Origin of the sequence: Maridesulfovibrio sp., from assembly GCF_963677005.1 — a bacterium.
In the GTDB taxonomy this organism is placed as follows: Bacteria; Desulfobacterota; Desulfovibrionia; order Desulfovibrionales; family Desulfovibrionaceae; genus Maridesulfovibrio.
Genome location: NZ_OY781616.1, coordinates 1,379,427 through 1,401,269, shown reverse-complemented (window position 1 = coordinate 1,401,269; position 21,843 = coordinate 1,379,427). Strand labels below are relative to the sequence as shown.

Sequence of the window (21,843 nt, the reverse complement as noted above, 5' to 3'; positions counted from 1 at the left end):
AAGGAGAATCCGTTCAGCAGGCATTTTTTGGAAAATTTAAGTAGACTGCCTGTACGGTGTAATTGCACAGCTTGAATAAATGAAAGGCCGCTTTCCATATAAAGGAAGGCGGTTTTTTTTATACCGGTTCTCTTCAGTCTTTGTTGACAGTTTCGAACAACAGATTTATTGACTTGGTCAATTGTTGATAATGTCAACAATAAAGGATGAGAAATGACTGAAGATGAAATAATTAAATTTGAACAGGAATCACCCATTCGCATGGTCAGTAAGCTTAACCGGCTTACCCTTAATTCGTTAAGTGAACCGCTTGCATCAGTAGGGATTGCCCGTGGAACACTACCGTTCCTGATGGAAGTGTACTGCCGTGAGGGAATAATTCAGGAAGACATCACCAGAATACTGACAATTGATCGGGCTGCAACAGCCAGAGCACTGCGGCAGTTGGAAGAAAACAGTCTGGTGGAACGCGAAGAGGATTCCGAAGACCGGCGCTGCAAACGGGTTTACCCTACAGATAAGGCGCTGGAAATGCGTGATGATATAATGGATATCCTGAAAAAACAGCGTGAAATTATGTTTGCCGGTTTTGATGAAAAAGAGCGAGGTCAGTTTATGGATATGCTGGACCGGATGGTCAAAAATACGTTCAGGGCGGTTGGATCATGATTCCTGCCTGTCTACTTCCGCAATAGCAATCTTCTCTTTACCCTACTTCTGGGTATCCCTTTCAGTCTTGACTTTTCAATTTATGTTCAGGTTAACCGACTGAGACTTAACCAACATTACAGGATAATAAAGTGAATTTCCTTAGCAGGGCTTCAAGCATAGCAGTTTTTATTCTGGGACTTTTCATCATGGCTCTGGGGGTGTCGGTTTCCGTTAAGGCCGATCTCGGCGTTACCCCCATTTCATGTGTGCCTTATGTGTACAGCCTGAGTACGCCCCTAACCCTGGGCGAGTTGACCATTTTTATGAACGCATTCTTCATAATCGGGCAGATAGCCGTATTGAGGAAAAAATATTCGCTGTTTCAGCTTATTCAGTTCCCTGCAGTAGCAGTACTCGGCTATTGCATTGACTTTACACTGCAACTTATTTCATGGATCAGCCCGGCAAGTTACGTGGAGCAGTTGTTTTGGCTCATGGTCAGTTGTCTTTTGCTCGCGTTAGGGGTGTTCCTTGTTGTGAAAGCGGGCGTTACCTACATCCCCGGTGACGGTCTGATTGCCGTTATTGCCGAGACTTACAAGAAAGATTTCGGCAAGATGAAGATGTGTTTTGACAGCTCCATGGTGGTAATAGGACTGCTGAGTTCGTTTGCCCTGCTGGGCAGGCTGGCCGGTATAAGGGAAGGCACATTCATCGCAGCCCTGACCGTGGGATTCCTCATACAGGTCTACAACAAGGCTTTTACCCGTGTTGCGTCCCTTATGAATAGCCGCAAGGTCTCCGCAGAAGTGTCTGATGTCCCCTTGCAGTCCTACGGATTGTATCCCGTAATAACCATTTCCAGAGAATACGGCAGTGGCGGACATGAAATAGGCAGACTGATTGCCGATGAACTCGGTTTCACGTTTTATGACCGGGAACTGATCGACCTGACGGCAGAGCAGAGCGGATTTACGGCTGAATTTATCAAGGACAAAGAACAGAAACTCACCAATTCACTGTTCTACGATCTTTATGCGCAAAACTATGCTTACGTGCAGGAGGAACTGCCGCCTACGGATCTGCTTTTCCTGATACAGAGTAAAATAATTCGGGATATATGCGCGAAGGGGCCGTGTGTGATAGTCGGGCGTTGCGCAAACTTCATCCTCAAAGACAATTCGGCCTGTTTTAATATTTTTATTCATGCAAATGATGAATTCCGCAAATCCAAAATAATAAATTCGTACAAGGCCGCATCGACCTATTCGTCAAAGGACCTTGAACTTGCGGACCGCAAGCGCGCGAATTACTGCCTGCATTACACCGGCAAAAATTGGCGGGACTCGACCAACTATCATATGACTGTGGACAGTTCCCTCTTCAGTACGGAAAGCATTGCCCGGCAGATAATCGGGATGTTCAACAGTTCAAGAGGTTCGGGCAGAATCTGAAATGTCAGGCAGACTGGATAAACAAAGAAAGGCCGCCTTCCGCGAAAACGGAAGGCGGCCTTTTACTATTCCCGCAAAGGGGATTAATCCCCCATGATCATTTTTCGGCAGCTGTTTGCAATCATTGTTATCGAGGGTATGATACTTTCAAGCTCTACATACTCGTCCAGACGATGGGAATTGGCTCCCACCGTGCCCATGCCGTCAATGGTGGGGATTCCTTTGGCTGCGGTCCAGTTTCCGTCCGAGCAGCCTCCGGTGGAGATGTAGGAAGATTCCACACCGGCCTTTCGGCCTTCCTCTGCGAGAATATTCCAAAGTTCTACAGTCTTATCCGTGCATTCCATGGGCGGGCGGTCCACTCCGCCGGAAACGGTAATCGAAGTGTTTTCGATGTAATTCTTTTCCGGAAGTCTGCGGAAGAAATCTTCCACGACTTTCATTTCATCCATGGTGGCTACGCGCACATCAACATCAAGTACCGCGGTGTCGGGGATGATGTTTGTTTTTTCTCCGCTCCTGATTACCGTGCACTGGGCGGTAATACCGTCGCCATTGTCGTTGAGAGCATGGATTGCCGGGATATGGCTTGCCAGTTCGACCAGAGCGTTGGCGCCTTTTTCCGGGTCGGCTCCTGCGTGGGAGGAAATGCCGTGTGCGGTAACCTTTATTCTTCCGCCGCCCTTGCGATGCAGGACGTGGCGGAAACCGATGCGGCACGGTTCGAAGACGAAAACCCTGTCGCAGGATTCGGATGTTTTTTCAATCAGTGCTTTTGAATCCGGGGAACCGATTTCCTCATCGCCGTTGAAGCAAACGCAGATTGCTATTTTATCGAGCAGTCCCTGCTCCTTCAGCCGTTCAATTACGTTTACGGCAACGAGCAGTCCGCCTTTCATGTCGGATACTCCGGGGCCGAGGGCGTGTTTTCCTTCAATGGAAAAGGGGCGCTTGGCAGCTTCTCCGGTGGGAAACACAGTGTCCATGTGTCCCAGGAACATGAAGTCGTAACGTCCGTTTTTGGACTCGGTGCAGGCTTTGAGGCAGGGGGTGCCGTCTTTGCCTTCGCGGGTGATTTCAGCTTTCAGTCCCGCTCTTTCCAGCTTGGCTTTGAGGAATTCGGCCACTTCGGCGATTCCGTCATGGTTTTCGCTTGCGCTGTCGGTATTGACCAGTGTTTTCAGATCGGCGACGAACCGGTCGAATGTGTTCTGTTGCTCTTCGGTCATTGTCTGTTTCCGTGTAACTCTATGGTTGCTGGTTTTTGTGTCAGCGGCTGAGCTTGGGATTCATTTCATCTCTAAGCCAGTCGGCAAAAAGGTTGATGCCCACTACGAGAAGGATGAGGGCGGCTCCCGGAAAAAGGGTCATCCACCACATTCCGGCGTAAATGTAGTTCTTGCCTATGGATATCATCATGCCCAGTGACGGTTCGGTAAGAGGTACTCCTACTCCAAGAAAGCTGAGGGTGGCCTCAAGCATGATGACCACTGCCAGGTCCACGGCCATGACTACGAAAATAGGCGGCAGCGCATTGGGCAGGATGTGCTGGAAAAGGATGCGGAAGTCTCTGGCTCCCGAAGCTTTCGCGGCCATGACGTACGGGTTGTCCTTGATCTCCAGCACGCTTCCGCGAATCGTTCTGGCGTATTTGACCCAGTCCGCAATGCAGATGGCGAAAATTACCGTGCCCACTCCCCGTGTTTCGAAGACCCCAAGCAGGAGAACCGCAAGCAGGGTGGTCGAGAAGGAGAAAACAGTATCGGCGCAGCGCATGACGAATGCATCGATGATCCCGCCGTAGTATCCGCCGATCATGCCGAGCGTTATGCCTATGCTGCCGGCAATGGCAACCACGGACCCTCCGACTACGAGCGAAGTGCGCATGCCGTAGAGGATTGTGGACAGTATTCCGCGGCCCTGATCGTCCGTACCCAGCGGGAAAGAGATTGATCCCCCGTCCATCCAGAAGGGCTGCATAAGGTAGTTGCCCAGATCCACGGAACTTAAATCATAGGGGTTCATGGGAGCCAGCAGGGGGGCCAGTATCCCGGCTGTGATGAATACCAGCAGGATTGATGCCCCTATCATGGCCGGCGTGTCGTTCCTGAAACTGTTCAGACGTTTTTGAAATAATGATCTGTTCATGTGTGAGCCTAATCGTAACGGATTTTTGGGTTGAGCACGGCGTAGAGCAGGTCGACCATAATGTTGATGAACAGGATTATGAAAGAAGCCAGCATTATGTAGGTAACGACAATCGGCTGGTCGGTTTCGAATATCGAAGTCAGGAGCAGGTTGCCCATTCCCGGCCATTGGAAAATGGTTTCGGTGACAATGGAGAAGGCGATGAGTTCCCCGAAGGAAAGACCGGCGATGGTCACTACGGGGATCATAACGTTTCTCAACGCATGCTTAAGGATTACCTTGGCCGGGGAAAGTCCCTTGGCCCATGCGGTCTTGATGTATTCCTCTCCCATGACTTCGCGCATGCCCGCACGGGTAAGGCGCAGCATAACCGCAAGCTGGTACCCGGAAAGGGTCAGGGCCGGAAGTATGATGTGCTTGAGCCCGTCCAGGGTCAGCAGCCCGGTTCTCCACGGGCCTATGGTAACGGTCTCTCCCCGCCCGAAGGATGGAAGAATATCCAGATATACCGAGAAGAACATGACCAGCAGAATACCGATGAGGAACGTGGGTATCGATATCCCCATCAGAGAACCGGCCATTATCGATCTGCTGACGAATCCTTTGGGTCGTATGGAAACTACTATCCCCAACCCGACTCCGACGGTGAAGGAAATGAAGATTGCCGTCAGTGCCAGTTCGAAGGTGGCAGGAAAACGTTCCAGAATGGTGTCCAGGGCGTCCACCTGGCTTATGTATGATTTACCGAAATTGCCCTTGAGCACTCCGCCGAGAAATTTGACGTACTGCACATAGGGCGGCTGATCCAGACCGTAGGCCTTGCGCACCATTTCGCGTTCCTGCTGTGTGGCGTATTTACCGGCCAGCATGAGCACCGGGTCCCCGGTATAGCGGAACAGGCAGAAGCATACGAACGAGACGGCCAGAAGTACCAGTAGTCCCTGCAACAATCTTCGAAAAATGTATGATACCATAATGAATCTTGACAGGGCCGCCGGAGCGGCCCTGCTATGCTGTATGTTATTTTATTTCTTTTGCAACGATCCAACGGTCGGGGCGGGGAGTGAACTTGATGCCTTTGCCCTTGACCACAGCGTACATATCCTCCTGATAGTGCAGGGGAATGAAGGCTACGTCTTCCATGATCATCCTGTTGAGTTTCTGCAGTGCTTTTTCGCGTTCTGCGCGGTCGAGGATGGAGGAGGATTCGATAATCAGCTTGTCGGCTGCGGGGTTGGAGTATACTGCGCCGTTGTATGCGCCCATACCTTTATCCTGGTCCCAGGTGTGTACGTTCTTTTCAGCGGTGCGGCCGAAGTCGTAGGAACCGTCAAACCAGCCGATCAGATAGAAGGGGTGTTTGAACTCGGAGGTTTCGTCAAAGAATATGGATTTGGGTTTGACGTCGAGGGTTACTTTCAGGCCGATTTTTGCAAGGTATTTTGCAATGGCTTCGCAGATTTTTTCATCGTTGATGTAACGGTCGTTGGGACCGGCGAGGGAGATTTCAAAACCGTCTTTGTAACCGGCTTCCGCAAGAAGTTTCTTGGCCAGTGCCGGATCGTATTCAAGGCGTTTGATGCTGCCGTCGTAACCGATTGTGGGAACGTCGGGAATCTGTGCGGCCTTGGCTGCATGTCCCTGCATTACCTTGGCGATGATTTCGTCTTCGTTGATGGCGTGGGCAAGAGCCTGTCTTACACGTTTATCAGCGAAGGGGGTTCCGGGCTTGTTGGAAACCTGGAGGTAGATGCAGCGACGTGCGGGACGGGTGATGGTTTCAACATTGGGCATCTTGCTGATGCGTTCGTAGAGGGTCAGCGGAACACCGTTCACGATGTCGACCTGATGACCGGCCAGGGCTGCGAAACGGGTTGCTTCCTCAACGATGGGACGCATTTCAACGGTTTTGTACTTGGGTGCGCCTTCCCAGTAGTCGGGGTTGGCATGCATGCGCAGGTAGGAACCTTTTACCCATTCATCAAAGATGTATGCGCCTGTGCCGATGGGGTGGGTGTTGTAATCGCCGTCATCGCGTTTCAGGGAAGATTCCTTGTCGACGATAAACATCTGGGCCATGGTTTCCGCAAACCAGGGTACCGGTTTGAATGTGTGGAAAATTACGGTGTATTCGTCCGGGGTTTCAATGGATTCAATTGCGTTACCCATATTCAGGAATCTTGAATACTTGGGGTCTTTCATGCGTTCGAAGGTGAATTTTACGTCTTCGGCATTGAATGCGTTGCCGTTGTGAAATTTCACGCCCTTGCGCAGTTTGAATTTCCATGTTTTGCCGTCCACGCGTTTCCATTCAGTAGCAAGCGCGGGAGCGAGTTTTCCGTCGGGAATGGTGCGCTGGAGAAGTCCGTCAAAGAAGTTGGACATGTAGGAATAGTTCGCGTCGGAAGAGTACGCATGCGGGTTCATGGATTTGGGCGGTGCATCCATGGCGATGACCAGATCAGCCTTGGCCATGGCGAAAGAAGGTAATGCCAGCATTGCAACAAGAGCTGCAACGAACAACAAACGTTTCATCTTTTCATCCTCCTGTGAAGGGTTTTTGCCTTTGAATCGTGCCGGTTAAATCAGAACAAATGGCATGAAGCCTGATGTCCGCCACCGAAATCGGTGACCGACGGAATTTCCTGTGAACAGATCTCGGTTGCCTTGGGGCAGCGTGTGTGAAAACGGCAGCCGGTGGGCGGATTTATGGGGCTGGGTACGTCCCCGGTAAGAATCTGCCTAGACCTTTTGCGTCGCGGGTCCGGGATGGGAACCGCGGAAAGAAGAGCCTGTGTGTAGGGGTGCTTGGGGTCACTGTATATATTGCTGTAGGAACCTGTTTCCACCACTTTGCCCAGATACATTACCACGATGCGATCGCAGATGTATTCCACTACGGCCAGGTCATGGGAAATGATGATCATTGAAAGGTCGAATTTCTGCTTGAGGTCCATGAGCAGGTTGATGATCTGGGCCTGTATGGACACATCCAGTGCCGAAACAGGTTCGTCCCCTATTATTACCGAAGGGTTGAGCGCAAGGGCGCGGGCGATTCCCAGCCGCTGGCGCTGGCCTCCTGAAAATTCATGCGGATAGCGCAGGCCCTGATCGGCATTCATCCCGACGGTATTCAGCAGGAATGCGAGTCTGTCCTCGCGTTCCTTGCCGCTGTAGAGTCCGTGGACGTCCATGGGATTGGATAGAATCTGATTGACGGTCATGCGCGGGTTGAGCGAGGAGTACGGGTCCTGAAAAATGAGCTGCATTTCCTTGCGCAGAGCCCGCATTTCCTTCGCGGACATACTGCCCATATCCCGGCCTTTCCAGCGTACTGTTCCGCCGGTGGGCTGGATGAGTCTCATGAGAGCCAGTCCCGCGGTGCTTTTTCCGCATCCCGACTCGCCGACAATGCCCAGCGTCTCGCCCTTCTGCAGTTCAAGGTCGACACCGTCAACCGCGTAAACATGGCCTACGGTCCGTGAGAGCAGCCCTTTTTTTATAGGGAAGTGAACTTTGAGGTCTTCTGCCTGTATTAAGAAATCATTCATAACTAATGTGGGATATGCAGCCAGCACCTGACGGCGTGACCGGAGTTTATTTCCGTTAACTCAGGGTCCTGCTCACGGCATATCGGCATTGCTGCCGGACACCGAGCCTGAAATTTGCAGCCGGAAGGAAGGTTGTACAGGCTGGGAACCATGCCCTTGATCTCATTGAGTCTTTCAAATTCTCCTGCGGTGCGGCGTCCGAGAACCGGAGTGGAGTTCAGCAACCCACGCGTATAAGGATGAAGAGTGTTCTCGAATAATTCTATGGTATCGGCCTGCTCCACAACCTTGCCCGCATACATGACGACTATGGAGTCCGCTGTTTCCGCAATTACGCCCAGATCGTGGGTGATCATTTCCACGGCGGTTCCGAAGTCGTCCTTGAGTTTCAGGATAAGGTCCAGAATCTGGGCCTGCACGGTCACGTCAAGGGCTGTGGTCGGCTCGTCAGCGATAAGCACTTCTGGGTCGCAGGAAAGAGCCATTGCGATCATTACCCGCTGGCGCATGCCCCCGGAAAGCTGATGGGGATACTCCTTCACTCTTGCTTCAGGTGCGGGAATCTGCACTTTGGCAAGCATTTCCACAGAAGCGTCCAGCGCATCCTTCATGATCATTTTTCTGTGAAGAATGAACATTTCCGCAAGCTGGTCTCCAATGGTGAAAACCGGGTTGAGTGAAGTCATGGGTTCCTGAAATATCATCGATATCCTGTTTCCACGGATATGGCGCATTTCCGCAATGGAAAGCCTGGTCAGGTCCATACCGTCAAACAGGATTTCGCCCCCGGCGATTTTTCCCGGAGGGCAGGGGACGAGCCTCATGATGGATTGGGCCGTCACGCTTTTTCCGCAACCGGATTCTCCGACCACTCCCAGAACTTTACCCTTAGAGAGGGAAAAGGTGGCTCCGTCCACTGCCTTTGCCACTCCATCGGAAGAAACAAAGTGAGTCTGGAGGTTCTGGACTTTTAAAATTGCGTTTTTGTCAAATAGTGTCATTCTAGAGTCTCGTTGGCATGTTTTGATAACCTGAAATGTGAATTAATAAAAAAGTTAAGCTTTAGTCAAATAAAAACAATGCATATGGTTGAAAAAAAAATTAAACCGAGTTTGACGCAACTTTTTATCCTGCTGATAATGCGTGAATTTTACCGGTTCAGAATATTTTGAATTCGGAAGTATCCATAAGCTCTTCCATGGCTTCATCGAAGAGGTGGCCAACTTTCCATTCGTCAAATTTGCCGGATATGTAATCCCTGAATCCTTCCGGAGTGTTGCGCCGGTCTTTGGATGCGGCGGCTTCGCACATATCCGTTTCTATCTTGAAGAGGTTCAGCATGTTCGGGGAGGTTGTGGAAAAGCCTTCAAGGTTGTGCTGGTCGTATGGATTGTTGAATGAATGTCTGCTGTTGCCCGTGAAGTTGAGTACCGGTTTCTTGCCGTCCGCGTTCTGAATAAGGAATTCGAACATGGAGCAGCGCTCGGTTATACGCAGTTTGTGCTGCTCCGGAAATTTGATTGCGCAGGCGGTCGCGTTGGCCAGAAATCTCGAAAAAAGCTGCAATCTGCCCATATCGTTATTCGCAACAGCTTTCCCGATTGTTTTATCAAGGGTTTCTTCCAGGCATTCCCTGCACATATATGTGGTTATCTTGTGTCCTTTGGTGCAGTTTTCCTTGAAAAGCTGCAGTCGTTCCAGAACAACCTGACCGGTGAGGTTATACAGAAAACGTTCTGCCTCCCCGTCCAGTTCAAGCTGGAATTCCTTCATCATATACAGTTCATAGGGCTGGTATATGCCGCTCGGTGTATCTTTTATAACAATTTTGGAACCGCCGATATGTTCAAACACAACCAGCATGAGTTCGAAATACAGCCGGTCATAGTGGGGCATCAGCGGTCCTTCCACCTTTCTGCGCCTGTTGTTGTTCAGAATAGCCGGGATGTCGTGCCGGTTAAGCGGTTGATAGTCGTACTCCGCCAACACTGAGTTTATGTCTGCTATGCGGTGGTTCAGGGCCAGAAGGATGGAAGCTATCTTGTCTTTTCCGGGATGGTTGATCTTGTTTCTGCTCAGTTTGGTCAAGTAGGTATTGGAAACGCCGGAAAGTTTGCTTATGCTGTTCAGGTTGAGTCCGCTTTTTTCAATGATGCCTATCAGGGTGCTGGGATATTTTCTCATTTTCTTAGTATATTCTGTTATTGATTACATTTGAAGTAACTTGTATAGGTGTTAACAAAAAATGAAACAAAGGTTAATTTTTTTTTACACCAAAAAACCGTTAGTATGAAAATTGTAAATATATACGCAAAGGCATGGAGATGAACGGCAACAGAAAAGTAATCGGGCTGATAGGTGGCCTCGGCAATGAAGCCATGGTGGATCTTGCCCTGAAGATGAGCTGCGTTTCGGGAAATACAGGCAATGCTTACGTTGTGTACGGTAATTCAAGGCTGGCTTACAAGCCGAAGGAAGTCGGATGTGACTGGGCGGATACGGACGAGCCGGAACTGCGCAGGGCCGATACCGCCGATTATACCGCTCGGCTGATGTGTCATCTCGGTTGTTCGGCAGTCGGGCTGGCCTGCAACAGCGCTCATGATCTGTTTCGCAGGGTGATGGGAAATGTGCCGGCAGAGTTTGTTGACATGATTGTCGAAACTGCCGGAACCTTCCGGGAAACCGGCGGCAGGGTGCTGGTGCTCGGGGTTACCAGTCTTGTTGATTCCGGACTATATCAAACAGCCCTTGAAAAATGCGGCGTGACTGCCTTGAGAGCTTCTGCCGGAAACCAGCGTAAAATAATGTCCGCGATTTACGATGCCGAGTTCGGCATAAAAACCGCCAAGATTACGGCCGAAGCACAGTCTCTGATTTGTGAGGTGTTGTGTGACGAGTACGAAAGGAAAAAATACAGTCACGTGGTGCTTGGCTGCACAGAGCTTCCATTAGTGCTGACCCCGGAAAGGTTCATTCGTTTCAGACGTGACGGATTGATTCCGCGCTCTATAGAAGTTGTGGACGCTTCCTCTGTTCTGGCTCGTAAACTGGTCGCAGCAGGCGATACATGTACGTCTGGCGGAGAGGTTGATATGAGTTTGGGCAGCCATACCGACTGGTTTCCTCCGGCTGTGTTTCAGGTTGAAAGCCTAGGCGAACTGGCGGACATTCAATCCCGTGTGATCAGTCTGACTGCAAAGTATCTTGATAAGCGCGGCAGAAGGCTGGAGGGAAGTTACATGCATTTGCCGACTTTTTTCGGCGTTGGCGAAGTTCCCCATTTTGCAGAAAAGGTTTCATCGCTTTCATCAAATTTTCTTGCTCAGCAAAATGATTGGGAGAAAAAGATTGATTCGATTCTCGAAGCGCATTTCGATTCCATCAATTTAAAATAGATACCTCCCTTCAATATTATGTGAACCCGGTATCCTGTCATGACAATGGTCAGGATACCGCACATGATCCAGATTCCTTTCTATTGGAACTTGCAACATCCGGTTTCGGCAGCGGACTCTTAATCCATTGGTTGAAAATTCAAGTCCTTTGTGGCCTACCACCTGTAGCTTTTCCAAAATCTGCCTTCCCCTTACTCTTCCCCATAAAATCGGAAAAAGTGAAAAATGTTTGATTAAGCTCAAATTTTCCACTTTTTCTTTCCCATGTTGATTTTTGCAAGATTCCCTTAATTGTTTTGCTATTTGAAAAAAACATAAAATCCAACAACTGAATGTTTTTTATATTGCTTTTGCATGATAATAATTTAAATTAAAAATAACCAAAATAAGGAGAGCTATAAGTGACTGAAGATAAAGAATTACTATTGAACCAATATAAGATGCTATGTGATCTTCACAAATTTTATTTAAATATGGTTTTGACAAGTGCGTTTTTTGTTAATGCTATCATGTCTGGAGTTGCTGTTTATATTATTGAAAATAAAGATAAAAATGAATATTTGATTTGGGCTCTATTGTTCCCGATATTCATATCTCTCTCTTACAGTTTAATACTCTTCAGGGCTCAACCTAAATGCATAGATTTTAAATGTGCTCTAGATACAATTGTAAAAAAAATTGATGTTGGGGTTGGTCCACACGTTGATTTAACAATAGATTCAATAGGCATATTTAAATATTTATACTTAGCGTCAAGCTTTGGTTTATTTGTGTTTCTATTGGCATAGTGTGATCCCGCCACACATTTCTAAATAGTAAATTATGCCACAAACATATTTTCCTGACAGCTGATTTTAAATTTCACAGGTGACAGCCTTCTATTACGGGAATGGAGGCTTCTGCTATTGGAGTTGGCCTCAATATGATGGAACAGGGCTTTTCTACCGTCATTAACCGCTTTAATTTCCCGGCGAATGAACACATTCTCCTATGCCTCATGTTCGGATGCAGCAAAGGATGCATAATTCTCAGCAGCCCGGCTCATCCTTCAGGGACTCAAGCCCTTTCGCCATCATGGTCGGGATGAACTGGGTGACTTCGTAATTCGCAACTCCGTTGATATAGAACGGATCTTCGGACAGTACCGATTCCAGTTCGTCAAGATCTATATTGCGGACGAGTATTATTCCGCCGTTGCGCGGTACTTTGCGGCCGGAAGCAATAAAAATTCCTTTTTCATATTGTCGGATCAGAAATTCAACGTGTTTCTCAAGGAAAGCATCGATCTCGGAAAGCGGCTTAATGTAGGTGAGATTAACAATATACATCTGCATTGATCTCCTTTCATTGTGATGGTACTTATAGTTGTGACATGCACACTGTTTGGTGCTTTTACGTTTCCGGTGATGCGTATGTCTATTCTTTTTCACATTTCAACAAAAAATTGTTGTGCCGGGGTCGGGCTGTGAGCCGACAATGTGGGAGAAAAAGGTATGAATCTGATCTGGAAAAGATCCGGACGCTACCTTGTGTTGAGAATTGATACCGACAAAGTCGATGCAACCAATGCCTTGGATTTGAAGGAAATTCTGCTGGATATTGTGGGAGCCGGTGAAGATAAACTGGTGATAGATCTTTCCGATGTCGGTTTTATGGATTCAAGCGGTCTTGCCGGCCTGTTGCCTATCGTAAAGGCTTTTCCTCCGGGCGGGCATCTTATGGTGGCCGGTCTGCAGCCAAGAGTCCGGCAGCTTTTCAAGCTCACGAAAGTAGATACCGTCATGGATATCCGTTCCTCTGTGGAAGATGCCACAGGCACGGGGAAGCTTCTTTCGGTGCCTTCTCTTGACTATGACGGCACGATAGTTAATTAATACCCGGTTTTTGAGTCAATAAGCAGAAAAGACGAGATGAAGGAGTTAATCTAATGCCGTCATTTGATATTGTAAGCCAGGTTGATTTGCAGGAAGTTGATAACGCTGTAAACAACGTGCTCAAAGAAATAGATACCCGTTATGATTTTCGCGGGGTGAATACCGAGCTGTCCCTGAACAAGAAGACCAATGTCATAAGCCTTGTTACAGGTGACGAAATGAAAATCAACGCTGTGCGGGATATGCTTATCACCCACTTCACCCGCCGTAAGGTTGATCCCAGAGTACTTGATTTCGGTAAACTGGAGCCGACATCAAACGGCAGATTGAAACAGGATATCAAGCTCAAGGAAGGCATAGACAAGGATACGGCCAAGAAAATCGTAAAAATGATCAAGGATTCCAAGCTGAAAGTGCAGGGAGCCATTCAGGATGAACAGGTCCGTGTCACCGGTAAGAAGCTTGACGACCTGCAGCAGGTTATCTCTCTGGTGAGGGATTGTGATCTGGATATGCCGTTCCAGTTCGTGAACATGAAAAAATAGATTTTGATCATTTTGTTCCCGGTGTCTGCCTAATTGGGTTGCAGACATGAAATTCCGGGAGAAATGACATTGCAGAAAATCCTGAAACAGGAGCTGGCCGGCTTCCTGTTTCAGGATTTTCTGCATCTGGGCGACAGCAGGGCAACTGCCGGTGAATTTATTTTTTCAGGAAATGTTCTTCATAGCTCGTTACAGTTTCCATTATCTCCCGGCACGTGTGCTCGCCCTGACGCCTGACCAGTTCCGGGGCTGCGCTGATTGCTATTAAGCGGTCAAGCTCCACCTTCTCGGGATAGTCGTCCAGACATTCCTCTTCAACCGTGTTTTTGTCCGGTTCATATTTTCTGGTTGACTGTACCCTGTGGCCTATGGCGCTACCAAGGTGGTTCAGCGCGGCGATGACCAGTTCGCGTTCTCCTTCTTCGTCAAGCATGGAGAAGAGCAGGTGCAGCCGATCCAGCGGATTGCGCTGATGGTCTTCGTGAATGGGCGAAGAACAGTAGCGGTTGATCTGGCTCTGGCCGCGTGAAAAGATTTTCTGCATTTGCGTGGCTCCCAGAATATCCCGGCAGCACTGCATCATTTCCCATGTTTCAACAGCAGTGACCTGTTTAGGTGATTTCATTTTCAACTCGTTGGATTTTTGCTAAATGATGCTGTGGAACCGTTTTGAGGACCCGGTCTGCAAGCGTGGGGGCAAGATGTTTATTTTTCCCCTCGCTTTTTACTGGCAACAGTTCCAATATAAAAAACGTGGATAAGTCTTACCGCTGAAAGATATACATAAAACGGTAGGTTTTTCAATAAGGTCTATGTTGCCGCTGCCGTTTTAAGCGGTCTGCCGGTTCCTGAAAGCGGGCTAGGGGTGGTAGATGTGAATATTTTTTTCAAAGAGGTTTGACCTGAAGGCTGATTCTATGTATCAGCTTGTAATCCTTTGATTACCTTCTTTGACTGATTCTGTCGGGATAAGAGAGGCCGGTTAAGGCGGTTTTTGTTGCCAAGATATGAAAATATGATATAAATATATCGATTGATTTGCTAAAGTTTTGATAGGTTTGTTCATGCATCCTGCACTGTGAGGCTGCATGTAATATATGTAGCAGTTAATGTCGGGATATCCCGGCTGAACAGAGGAACAATAATTTTCAAAAGGAGAGAGTCATGAAAAGAACCATTTTGCTTCTGGTTGCCCTGTTTAGTTTTTTTGTGGTGCCGTCAATCTCCCTGGCTAGTGATTTGCCCAGGCTGATGATTGTGGGGGAAGATGCTGATACCGATACCATCCCCCGCAACAACCGGGTGTTCAAACGCGTTCTCAATGCAATTTCCAATGAACTGGTCAATCGCGGTTTTGATGTTAAAGACGAAACCGCTCTGACCCATATGACCCATGTGCAGGGCCGTACCAGACGCAATGATGCCGAACTCATCCAGATTGCCAAGGATGCCGGTATCGATGTGCTGGTTATTTTCAGCATCTATCCGAATGTTAAGCAGAATCAGAACAGCGTGCGCGCTACCGCAAGGGTGGAAGGTCGTCTCCTTTCCGTATGGGACGGCTCAAGGCTTGGCAATTTCGAGGCAGAACCTCAGCAGTATCAGCTTGTTCCTTCTCCCTACAGCAGAAATGATGTGCTTGAATCGGTAGGCAAGATGTCCAAGATCATCGGTGCCGATGTTGCCGCTGTGTTGGCAGACAGGCTTGAAGGCTACTATCCTGAAGGTGGAGGAGATTCTTCCGGCTCCGGTGCTGTCGGTTCCGGCGGCAGGGTCAAGGAATGGGTCATGATCTTTGACGGTTTTACCGATGACGATATGCTTGATGTTGAAGACTACATCACCATCTTCACCGGTTATGATAGCCACCGTCCCAAGTCCAACGCCCTCAATACCTCTTCACATCATGAAATGTGGTACAACACCTCCATTGATTCCGCTCACCTCAAGAGAAATATCACCCGTATGCTCAGGAAGATGAACATGAAGGGCCGGGTTTATATTTCCGGACAGGAAGTCAAGGTTGTTAAGCAGCATCGCGTAAAGCAGCGCAAGCAGCAGAATAACAACGATTGGTAGTCAAGGGATTTAAACAGAAATAAAAGAGGTCTCCATGTCCTTCTTGAAATTGTACTCCAAGATGGTCGTAATTTCTCTGGCACTCCTTCTTTGCGCCTCCTCGGCTTTTGCCGTGGAGGCCACCGGGGAGGGCATAGACCGCCATCAGGCTCTTAATTCGGCCCTGCGGTCTGCTGTTGAAATTGCCATCGGAACCGCCATTGCTTCAGATTCCATTGTGGAATCCGGAGTGCTTGTGCGTGATGAGATTGCGAGCCATTCCAAAGGTTATGTTTCGTCCTACAAGGTTATAAGCGAAGGCGCGTTGCCTGACGGATATACAATAACCATCAATGCGGAAGTGAATGCCGACCTTCTTTACGGGGATTACGGCACTCTCGCCATATTGCAGAAGATGTCCAATCTTCCCCGGTTGCTTATTTTCGCTTCCGAATCCGGTTTCAGTTCCGTACCTCCGGAAGCCATGAAATCACTTGTTCACGATGTTTCACGTGTTTTCGGAGACAAGTTTCGGTTCGAAGTAATCGACTGGCCTTTGACCAGGGCCACCTATCATTCAATAGAAGGACAGATGAATCTGGACAAGGCTGTAAAATACAACAGCATGTTGAAGGCCGATTATGTGGTGAACGTGGAACTTGAACTGCCGCAGTCGGCCAACCCGGTCCTGCATATGTCCTGTATCCGTATTTCCGATCGTCTCAAGGTGGCGGAAGTGCGCAGACCTGTCGAAAAGTATGTGTCTCTCTCCGGAAAGCCCGCACAGCGTTACGCCGAGGCCACCGAGGCAGCAAAGCCGGAAGTGTACTGGGCATCTGTGCGTATTGCCCGCGACATGTTGAGCTACATGGAATCCGAGTTGGATCGGGGGCAGGGCTTCCGTTACGAACTGCTCTTTACCGGGTTCCCGGAAATTGATCAGGTCGGGCGTGTTCTGGAAGATGTTCCGGGATTTGTGCGCAAGGAAGTAAAGCGCAGAAATGAAAAGAATATGGAACTTGTTTACTGGTCCACACTTCGTCCTGAGGCTTTGTTCAAACGGGTTCAGAGTTCGCTCAAGGACATAGGTGTAGAGAAGTTCAAGAGCAAGATGGATGGAAGATCATTGAAGTTCCGCTGGGAGAATCCAGAAGGCTTCTAAACGGAGAACGCCGGGCGAGGGGATTGCGGACAGTTTTTTACCCTCGCTTGTTTTCCAGCATGGTTTATATATGAATGAACCATGATCGCTGTCGGATGCATCCGCAGTAAGGAGGAATACCCGATGAAAAAAAATCTGTTACTGTTGACCGGCCTGCTTCTGGTTCTATCCCTTGCGGGCTGCGGGAAAAAGGTGCAGCCACAGTCTGTTGAAGACAATCCGGCGCATCATTATCTTATGGGCATGGAACTGATTGATCAGGGAATGCCGGATAAGGCTTTTGTGCGCTTTGAACGGGCCGTTGCCCTTGATGATGAATACGCACCGGCCATAGCAGGCAAGGCACTGGTCTATGCGCTGCGGGCCGAGGCTGAAAGCGATGCCAAATACAATGCAGCGGATGCCGAAAGGGCAATCGACCAGTTTGATAAGGCCGTGCGGGAAGCAAGGCGTGACCGTTCGCAGAAATTCAGTGTGTATGTGACCGGGATAAGGGTCTACACCCACATTGCCACCAGAGGGTGGCTGCAGCGTGCGGAAGATCTTTGTGCCGACGCAAAGCTTATGATCAAGGAAGTAAAGGAAGAGGCTCTTCCGTACTACCGTAACATCGAGGCCCTGTATTATTTCATGGGGCAGGCATATTTCAAGGGTGGAGAGTTCCGCAAGGCCGAGGATTCCCTTGGAATGGTACTGGCCGCTTCTCCCGGCAAATGGCATGACAAGGCCAACGCTTTGTACAGCAGGGCCCAGAAGATACTTCGGGCCATGAGCAACTATACTCTTACCGATGTGGCCAAGATGATAGCGGTAAAGGAAAAGGTTGATCGCGCCGATGTCGCCGCGCTGCTGGTGGATGAACTGCATCTGGACCGTCTGTTTGCCGGTCGCATTCCTGTTCCGGGAAGTGATCCCAAAGCGGATTTTGTTCCCGCCGATGTTACCCAGCACATGTTTGAGCCGGAAATTCTGACTGTGCTCAAGTGGCACGTGCGCGGACTGCAGCCTTCCTATGATCAGAAGACCAGGGCGGAGCTGTTCTACCCGGACAAGCCGGTAACCCGCAAGGAACTGGCACTGGTGCTTGAAGATGTCCTCATCAAGCTTACCGGTGATGAATCCATGTCCACCCAGCATCTAGGACAGAGCAAGTCTCTTTACCCCGATGTCAAGGCAACTGACGCCTGTTACAACGCCGTGGTTACTGTCGTTAACAGGAACCTCATGGAAACGGATCTTTCCGGTGCTTTCCGTCCGGATGACAATATGGACGGTGCCGACCTGATTCTTTCCCTCATGCGTTTGCGCAACATAATGAATATTTATTAGACGGAGTGGAGGATAAAGTGAAAAAATTACTGTTTGCCATTATTGCGGTGATGCTTTTTGCAGGTTCCGCTCTGGCCGGAGATAACATTGTTGAGGTGGTTCAGCCCGATGACGTTTTTCAGAAGGGTTATATTCAGGTAATAGGTGAGTCCGAAGCCGGGCAGAGCCGTTACCGCGCAAAACGTGCAGCAGAAGTTGTCGCCCAGCGCAGGCTGCTGGAAATCTATCAGGGATTGCGGCTTTCCGGCAAAACGACTGTGCGTGACGGAATGCTTACCAGTGACAACATCAAGACATCCGTGGAAGGTTCTCTGCGCGGGGCGGTTCCCTGCGGAGAAGCGTATGACCGCACCGAAGGTTATGCCCGTGTTTGCCTGCGTCTGAACCTGCATGGTCATGACTCAGTCTACAGCGCGTTCGAAGATATTATTTTAAATAGACCTCAGGAACTCAAGGTCCGTGATATCCCGGCATTCAAGCCTGAATCCGTACCCGAAATTGTCCCGCTGCCGGAAGAAACCAAGCCTGCGGTTAAGGCCGAAACTCCTGCCGTAGCCGAAACCAAGCCTGCCACGGAAACCGCTCCTGCCGCAACAGAGCAGAAACCCGCAGCCGGGGAACAGGTTGCCGCAGCAGAAGAGAAGCCTATCCCGACAACTGAGGAAACAGCAGGAAAGATTCAGGATGCTGTAAAGACTCCCATTGACGGTATTATCGTTGATGTTCGCGATTTTGATTTCAAGCCCGCTCTGGTCAACCGTATTCTGACCGAGAACAACGAGGTTCTGTTTGATCCTTCCAAGGTCCTCAATCAGGTTCTTATAGAACGCGGTTGCGGTGGTTATACCACTGATCTGCAGAAGGCTCGCGCACTCCTCGAATCATGGGGCTCCAAGTCCCCTGTCGTGCTGAAGGGCAGGACTGTGCAGAACGTGACCGACGCAGTGGTCAGTACTGAAGACGCAACAGCAGTCTTCGCTTATGACCAGCAGTACAATCTGCTGGCACAGGCAAGAGTCGTGTTCGTACTTAAATAATCAATGTGGATAAACGCCTCCGGCAACACTGTCGGAGGCGTTTTTTAGTCCGCAATACCGCATTTAAGATGCTGAATTTGATGCGCTTCGCGCTTTTGATAATTTAATTTCGCCCCGGCGGCCAAAGGGGATAATCCCCTTTGGAATCCCTCGTTGTTTAAGTAGGCTATGGTAATATTGTCTGTTTTTATTTAAAATTATGAGCAGTTAAGGCAATAACCATATTTTATAAACATAATTTTTTGATACAATCTTTCAAATTTCAAATCGGTATATCGCTTTCATCGGCGAAGCCGGGTTAAAAGTTTTTGAGGGGATGTGGTCCGGGGAAGGGGAACTTTTGCAAAAGTTCCCCTTCCCCGGCCGCCGGAGGCCGCCCCTAAAGGGCCGGCTTCCGCACGGTTGCTTCGTGGACAGTCTTAAAGAAGGCGGTGCAGGGTGTTACGCAGAAAGGGACTGATAATTTTCGGACTGGTTGCAGCGGTTCTGATCATCGGGTCGGGGGTGCTGGTCAGGGTCTATTTTGCAGAAGCCGCGCAGAAACTGCTTTCTGAAATGACCGACATGGGTATTGAAATGGAAGATATAGAATTCCATTATTCCCCGCTTCCTTCGCTGAGAATCCGTAATCTGCGGGTACATAACGGGGTTGATACCGTAAGTGTGCCTATGCTGGAAATATATCCGGATATCGCAAGTCTTCTTACCGGCGATGTCAGGCTTAGGCATGTGGTCCTCAATGACCCGGCCGTGCAGGCTGCTGCACACAGGGAAGGTTCCGCTGATTCGGGAGGAGACATCGTTCTTCCGTCTGTTTTTCCTGACCGGCTGGATGTCGTTTCCGGACAGTTGCTTCTTACCGACGGATATAATCCGGGACCGCTAACGGTTTCCGCTTCCATGGAAAAGGAAAGTCAGGGTTTCGCATTCAATGTGCGCAGCGCAAGCATTGCCGAACTTGGATTCAAATTTTCCGGTCGACTGGATATGGTTTCCACATCGCCGCTCAAGCTGAATCTTCAGGCCACGGAATGCGCAATTGATCCGGCTGCTTTTCTGGGATTTCTGACCGGATTCGGTTACATGGGCAACAACACTGTTCCCGAGCTGGCCGATGCGGGCAGGTTTGAGACCACGGGGCTTGATTTCAGCGTGGACAGCGCAGCCGGAACAATGGATTTGCGGGCCGGAGGACTGGTTCTTGATTCGACTGAAGGTAAGAATCTTTCCATGAAATTGGGTCAGGGCGGGGCGTTTGAGGTTACGCTTGAGGAGGCCAAGCTTGATGCCGGACAGCTTTTTGCAATGGCCGGAAAGAGCGAGCGAGGCCGCAACGCTACCAGAAGCCTGTGCGAATCTGCAAAGCTCAAGTCCATTACCCCCAGGGGAACACTGGTGATAACCGGGCTGACCCTTTATTCTCCTGCCGGGACCGCTGCCGGTAAAGCCAAAATGTCCGGCAAGATGACAGTTTCAGCCAAGGACCTCGTGCTGGAACTGGAGTCGCTTGAGGGCCGGAAGCAGGAACTTTCCATATCCGATATCGATGTCGACCTTGAGATCAAGGATGGCAAGCCTGTTGTTTCTGTGCGGCGGTTCAATCTGGCTTCTGCAACAGGCGGAAGTTGTAACATGCAGGCTTCACTTGCATTTCCATTTGATATGAATAAGGCTCGGTTCAAGGCAGAGGCGCTTGATTTTTCACTGTTTGATTATCTGATTACCTGCTCGGCTGAAAAAAAAAATTCTTTTCAGACCGTCTTCGATACGGAGCTGACCTACAAGGATACCAGTATTTCCGCTTCTGGAAGGCTTAATACCCCCCGATATAAGGGGGAAGCCTATGAGGCGCAGCTGAAATCCATGAGCATCCGTAGGCCGGGCCAAAAGGATAACGACAGTGACTCGGGTGCGGAACCTGTATCTAAAACGGCGGATGCACAACCCTTCGATTTTTCGCCGTTGCTCGGCAGAGCCCTGAGCGGCAAGGCTTCCATCAGAAAATTTTATTACAACGACTGGCCTTTCAGCGATGTGGCCGTTTATCTGCAGAGCGGAAAATCAAGGGCGGTGCTCAAGGCCAGCGGTAAGCTTTTCCATTTAAACCTCAATGCCGACGTGGTGTTTGCCGGTGACAGCATGGCCGCACAGTGCAATGTGAAGGGGCGCGGAACCAGTCTGCCAAGTCTGATTGCCTGTTTTGCAAAGGACCTCTCGGTCTCCCTGCGCGGTCGGATTTACCTGAACGCAAATATGTTCGTGCAGGGCTCCAATCCGGAGGCCTTGGCCGAGTCCGCAAGGGGGGACGCCACAGCCAAGATAGACGGCCTTCAGATTTTCAATCTTGCCAATCTTGATCCGCGACTGGGATTTTTTATCGATTTTCTCGATGCCGTTTCCATGAGCCCGCATGCCGGGGAGGGGCTTAATTTCGATTCCGCTACACTGCGCGCAAAATTTGCCGGGAAAAAACTTGTTCTCAATTCCTTTAATTTCAAGGGAAGAATTCTGCAGGCCTGGGGTGGGGGGACGTATTCACTGGAAGACCGAAGGCTGACCATGGATGGACAGGTCCGGTCTGTGCTCGGTACAGTGAATTCGTTTAATGTGGACCGTAAACTGAAGTCGTAAGAGCA

General features: G+C 49.5%; 20 protein-coding genes. 11 read left to right on the top strand and 9 right to left on the bottom strand.

The window, feature by feature from the left end; all coding sequences use genetic code 11:
• Positions 1-213 precede the first annotated feature (213 nt).
• Both ACKU4E_RS06510 and ACKU4E_RS06505 read left to right on the top strand, forming a co-directional pair.
• The gene (locus ACKU4E_RS06510) at positions 214-669 is read left to right on the top strand and encodes a MarR family transcriptional regulator (protein WP_320170269.1); all 456 of its coding nucleotides are present in this window, start codon (positions 214-216) and stop codon (positions 667-669) included.
• A 131-nt stretch (positions 670-800) separates the two neighbouring features.
• Positions 801-2,105, top strand: a complete 1,305-nt coding sequence (locus tag ACKU4E_RS06505) for a cytidylate kinase family protein (protein WP_320170268.1) — start codon at positions 801-803, stop codon at positions 2,103-2,105.
• Positions 2,106-2,188: 83 nt separating this feature from the next.
• Here ACKU4E_RS06505 and ACKU4E_RS06500 read toward each other — a convergent pair whose 3' ends face one another.
• The 7 genes from ACKU4E_RS06500 to ACKU4E_RS06470 all read right to left on the bottom strand — a co-directional run bounded on the left by ACKU4E_RS06500 (position 2,189) and on the right by ACKU4E_RS06470 (position 9,988).
• Positions 2,189-3,334 (bottom strand): M20 family metallopeptidase, encoded by a 1,146-nt coding sequence (locus ACKU4E_RS06500; RefSeq protein WP_320170267.1) that lies wholly within the window; start codon positions 3,332-3,334, stop codon positions 2,189-2,191.
• A gap of 40 nt (positions 3,335-3,374) precedes the next feature.
• A complete protein-coding gene (locus ACKU4E_RS06495; protein ID WP_320170266.1) occupies positions 3,375-4,253 on the bottom strand; it encodes an ABC transporter permease in 879 nt (292 codons plus the stop codon).
• 8 nt (positions 4,254-4,261) lie between these two features.
• The gene (locus ACKU4E_RS06490; protein WP_320170265.1) at positions 4,262-5,227 is read right to left on the bottom strand and encodes an ABC transporter permease; all 966 of its coding nucleotides are present in this window, start codon (positions 5,225-5,227) and stop codon (positions 4,262-4,264) included.
• Positions 5,228-5,273: 46 nt separating this feature from the next.
• Positions 5,274-6,788: an ABC transporter substrate-binding protein gene (locus ACKU4E_RS06485; RefSeq protein WP_320170264.1), complete on the bottom strand. Its 1,515-nt coding sequence runs from the start codon at positions 6,786-6,788 to the stop codon at positions 5,274-5,276.
• A gap of 50 nt (positions 6,789-6,838) precedes the next feature.
• A complete protein-coding gene (locus ACKU4E_RS06480; RefSeq protein ID WP_320170263.1) occupies positions 6,839-7,804 on the bottom strand; it encodes a dipeptide ABC transporter ATP-binding protein in 966 nt (321 codons plus the stop codon).
• Between the two features lie 2 nt (positions 7,805-7,806).
• Positions 7,807-8,805 carry an ABC transporter ATP-binding protein gene (locus tag ACKU4E_RS06475; protein WP_320170262.1) on the bottom strand — a complete coding sequence of 333 codons (999 nt, stop codon included), beginning with the start codon at positions 8,803-8,805 and terminating at the stop codon, positions 7,807-7,809.
• A 157-nt stretch (positions 8,806-8,962) separates the two neighbouring features.
• Positions 8,963-9,988 carry a hypothetical protein gene (locus ACKU4E_RS06470; protein WP_320170261.1) on the bottom strand — a complete coding sequence of 342 codons (1,026 nt, stop codon included), beginning with the start codon at positions 9,986-9,988 and terminating at the stop codon, positions 8,963-8,965.
• Positions 9,989-10,128: 140 nt separating this feature from the next.
• Here ACKU4E_RS06470 and ACKU4E_RS06465 point away from each other — a divergent pair, with 140 nt between their 5' ends.
• On the top strand, positions 10,129-11,202 hold the full coding sequence (locus ACKU4E_RS06465; RefSeq protein ID WP_320170260.1) for an aspartate/glutamate racemase family protein: 1,074 nt from the start codon (positions 10,129-10,131) through the stop codon (positions 11,200-11,202).
• Positions 11,203-11,603: 401 nt separating this feature from the next.
• Positions 11,604-11,990: a hypothetical protein gene (locus tag ACKU4E_RS06460; protein ID WP_320170259.1), complete on the top strand. Its 387-nt coding sequence runs from the start codon at positions 11,604-11,606 to the stop codon at positions 11,988-11,990.
• A 240-nt stretch (positions 11,991-12,230) separates the two neighbouring features.
• On the opposite strand, the gene ACKU4E_RS06455 is transcribed toward ACKU4E_RS06460, so the two are convergent.
• Positions 12,231-12,530, bottom strand: coding sequence for a YciI family protein (locus ACKU4E_RS06455; RefSeq protein ID WP_320170258.1), 300 nt, complete (start codon positions 12,528-12,530; stop codon positions 12,231-12,233).
• Between the two features lie 165 nt (positions 12,531-12,695).
• On the opposite strand from ACKU4E_RS06455, the gene ACKU4E_RS06450 reads away from it, so the two are divergent.
• Both ACKU4E_RS06450 and ACKU4E_RS06445 read left to right on the top strand, forming a co-directional pair.
• Positions 12,696-13,076, top strand: coding sequence for an STAS domain-containing protein (locus ACKU4E_RS06450; protein WP_320170257.1), 381 nt, complete (start codon positions 12,696-12,698; stop codon positions 13,074-13,076).
• Positions 13,077-13,129: 53 nt separating this feature from the next.
• Positions 13,130-13,621: a YajQ family cyclic di-GMP-binding protein gene (locus ACKU4E_RS06445; RefSeq protein WP_320170256.1), complete on the top strand. Its 492-nt coding sequence runs from the start codon at positions 13,130-13,132 to the stop codon at positions 13,619-13,621.
• A 157-nt stretch (positions 13,622-13,778) separates the two neighbouring features.
• Here ACKU4E_RS06445 and ACKU4E_RS06440 read toward each other — a convergent pair whose 3' ends face one another.
• Positions 13,779-14,246, bottom strand: a complete 468-nt coding sequence (locus ACKU4E_RS06440; RefSeq protein WP_320170255.1) for a hypothetical protein — start codon at positions 14,244-14,246, stop codon at positions 13,779-13,781.
• Positions 14,247-14,785: 539 nt separating this feature from the next.
• Between ACKU4E_RS06440 and ACKU4E_RS06435 the strand changes: the two genes are divergently transcribed.
• The 5 genes from ACKU4E_RS06435 (at position 14,786) to ACKU4E_RS06415 (ending at position 21,838) form a co-directional block, all read left to right on the top strand.
• The gene (locus tag ACKU4E_RS06435) at positions 14,786-15,700 is read left to right on the top strand and encodes a hypothetical protein (protein ID WP_320170254.1); all 915 of its coding nucleotides are present in this window, start codon (positions 14,786-14,788) and stop codon (positions 15,698-15,700) included.
• A gap of 34 nt (positions 15,701-15,734) precedes the next feature.
• The gene (locus tag ACKU4E_RS06430; protein ID WP_320170253.1) at positions 15,735-16,841 is read left to right on the top strand and encodes a hypothetical protein; all 1,107 of its coding nucleotides are present in this window, start codon (positions 15,735-15,737) and stop codon (positions 16,839-16,841) included.
• Positions 16,842-16,964: 123 nt separating this feature from the next.
• Positions 16,965-18,170: an S-layer homology domain-containing protein gene (locus ACKU4E_RS06425; protein WP_320170252.1), complete on the top strand. Its 1,206-nt coding sequence runs from the start codon at positions 16,965-16,967 to the stop codon at positions 18,168-18,170.
• Between the two features lie 17 nt (positions 18,171-18,187).
• A complete protein-coding gene (locus tag ACKU4E_RS06420) occupies positions 18,188-19,207 on the top strand; it encodes a hypothetical protein (RefSeq protein WP_320170251.1) in 1,020 nt (339 codons plus the stop codon).
• 438 nt (positions 19,208-19,645) lie between these two features.
• On the top strand, positions 19,646-21,838 hold the full coding sequence (locus tag ACKU4E_RS06415; protein WP_320170250.1) for an AsmA-like C-terminal region-containing protein: 2,193 nt from the start codon (positions 19,646-19,648) through the stop codon (positions 21,836-21,838).
• The last annotated feature ends 5 nt before the right edge of the window (positions 21,839-21,843 follow it).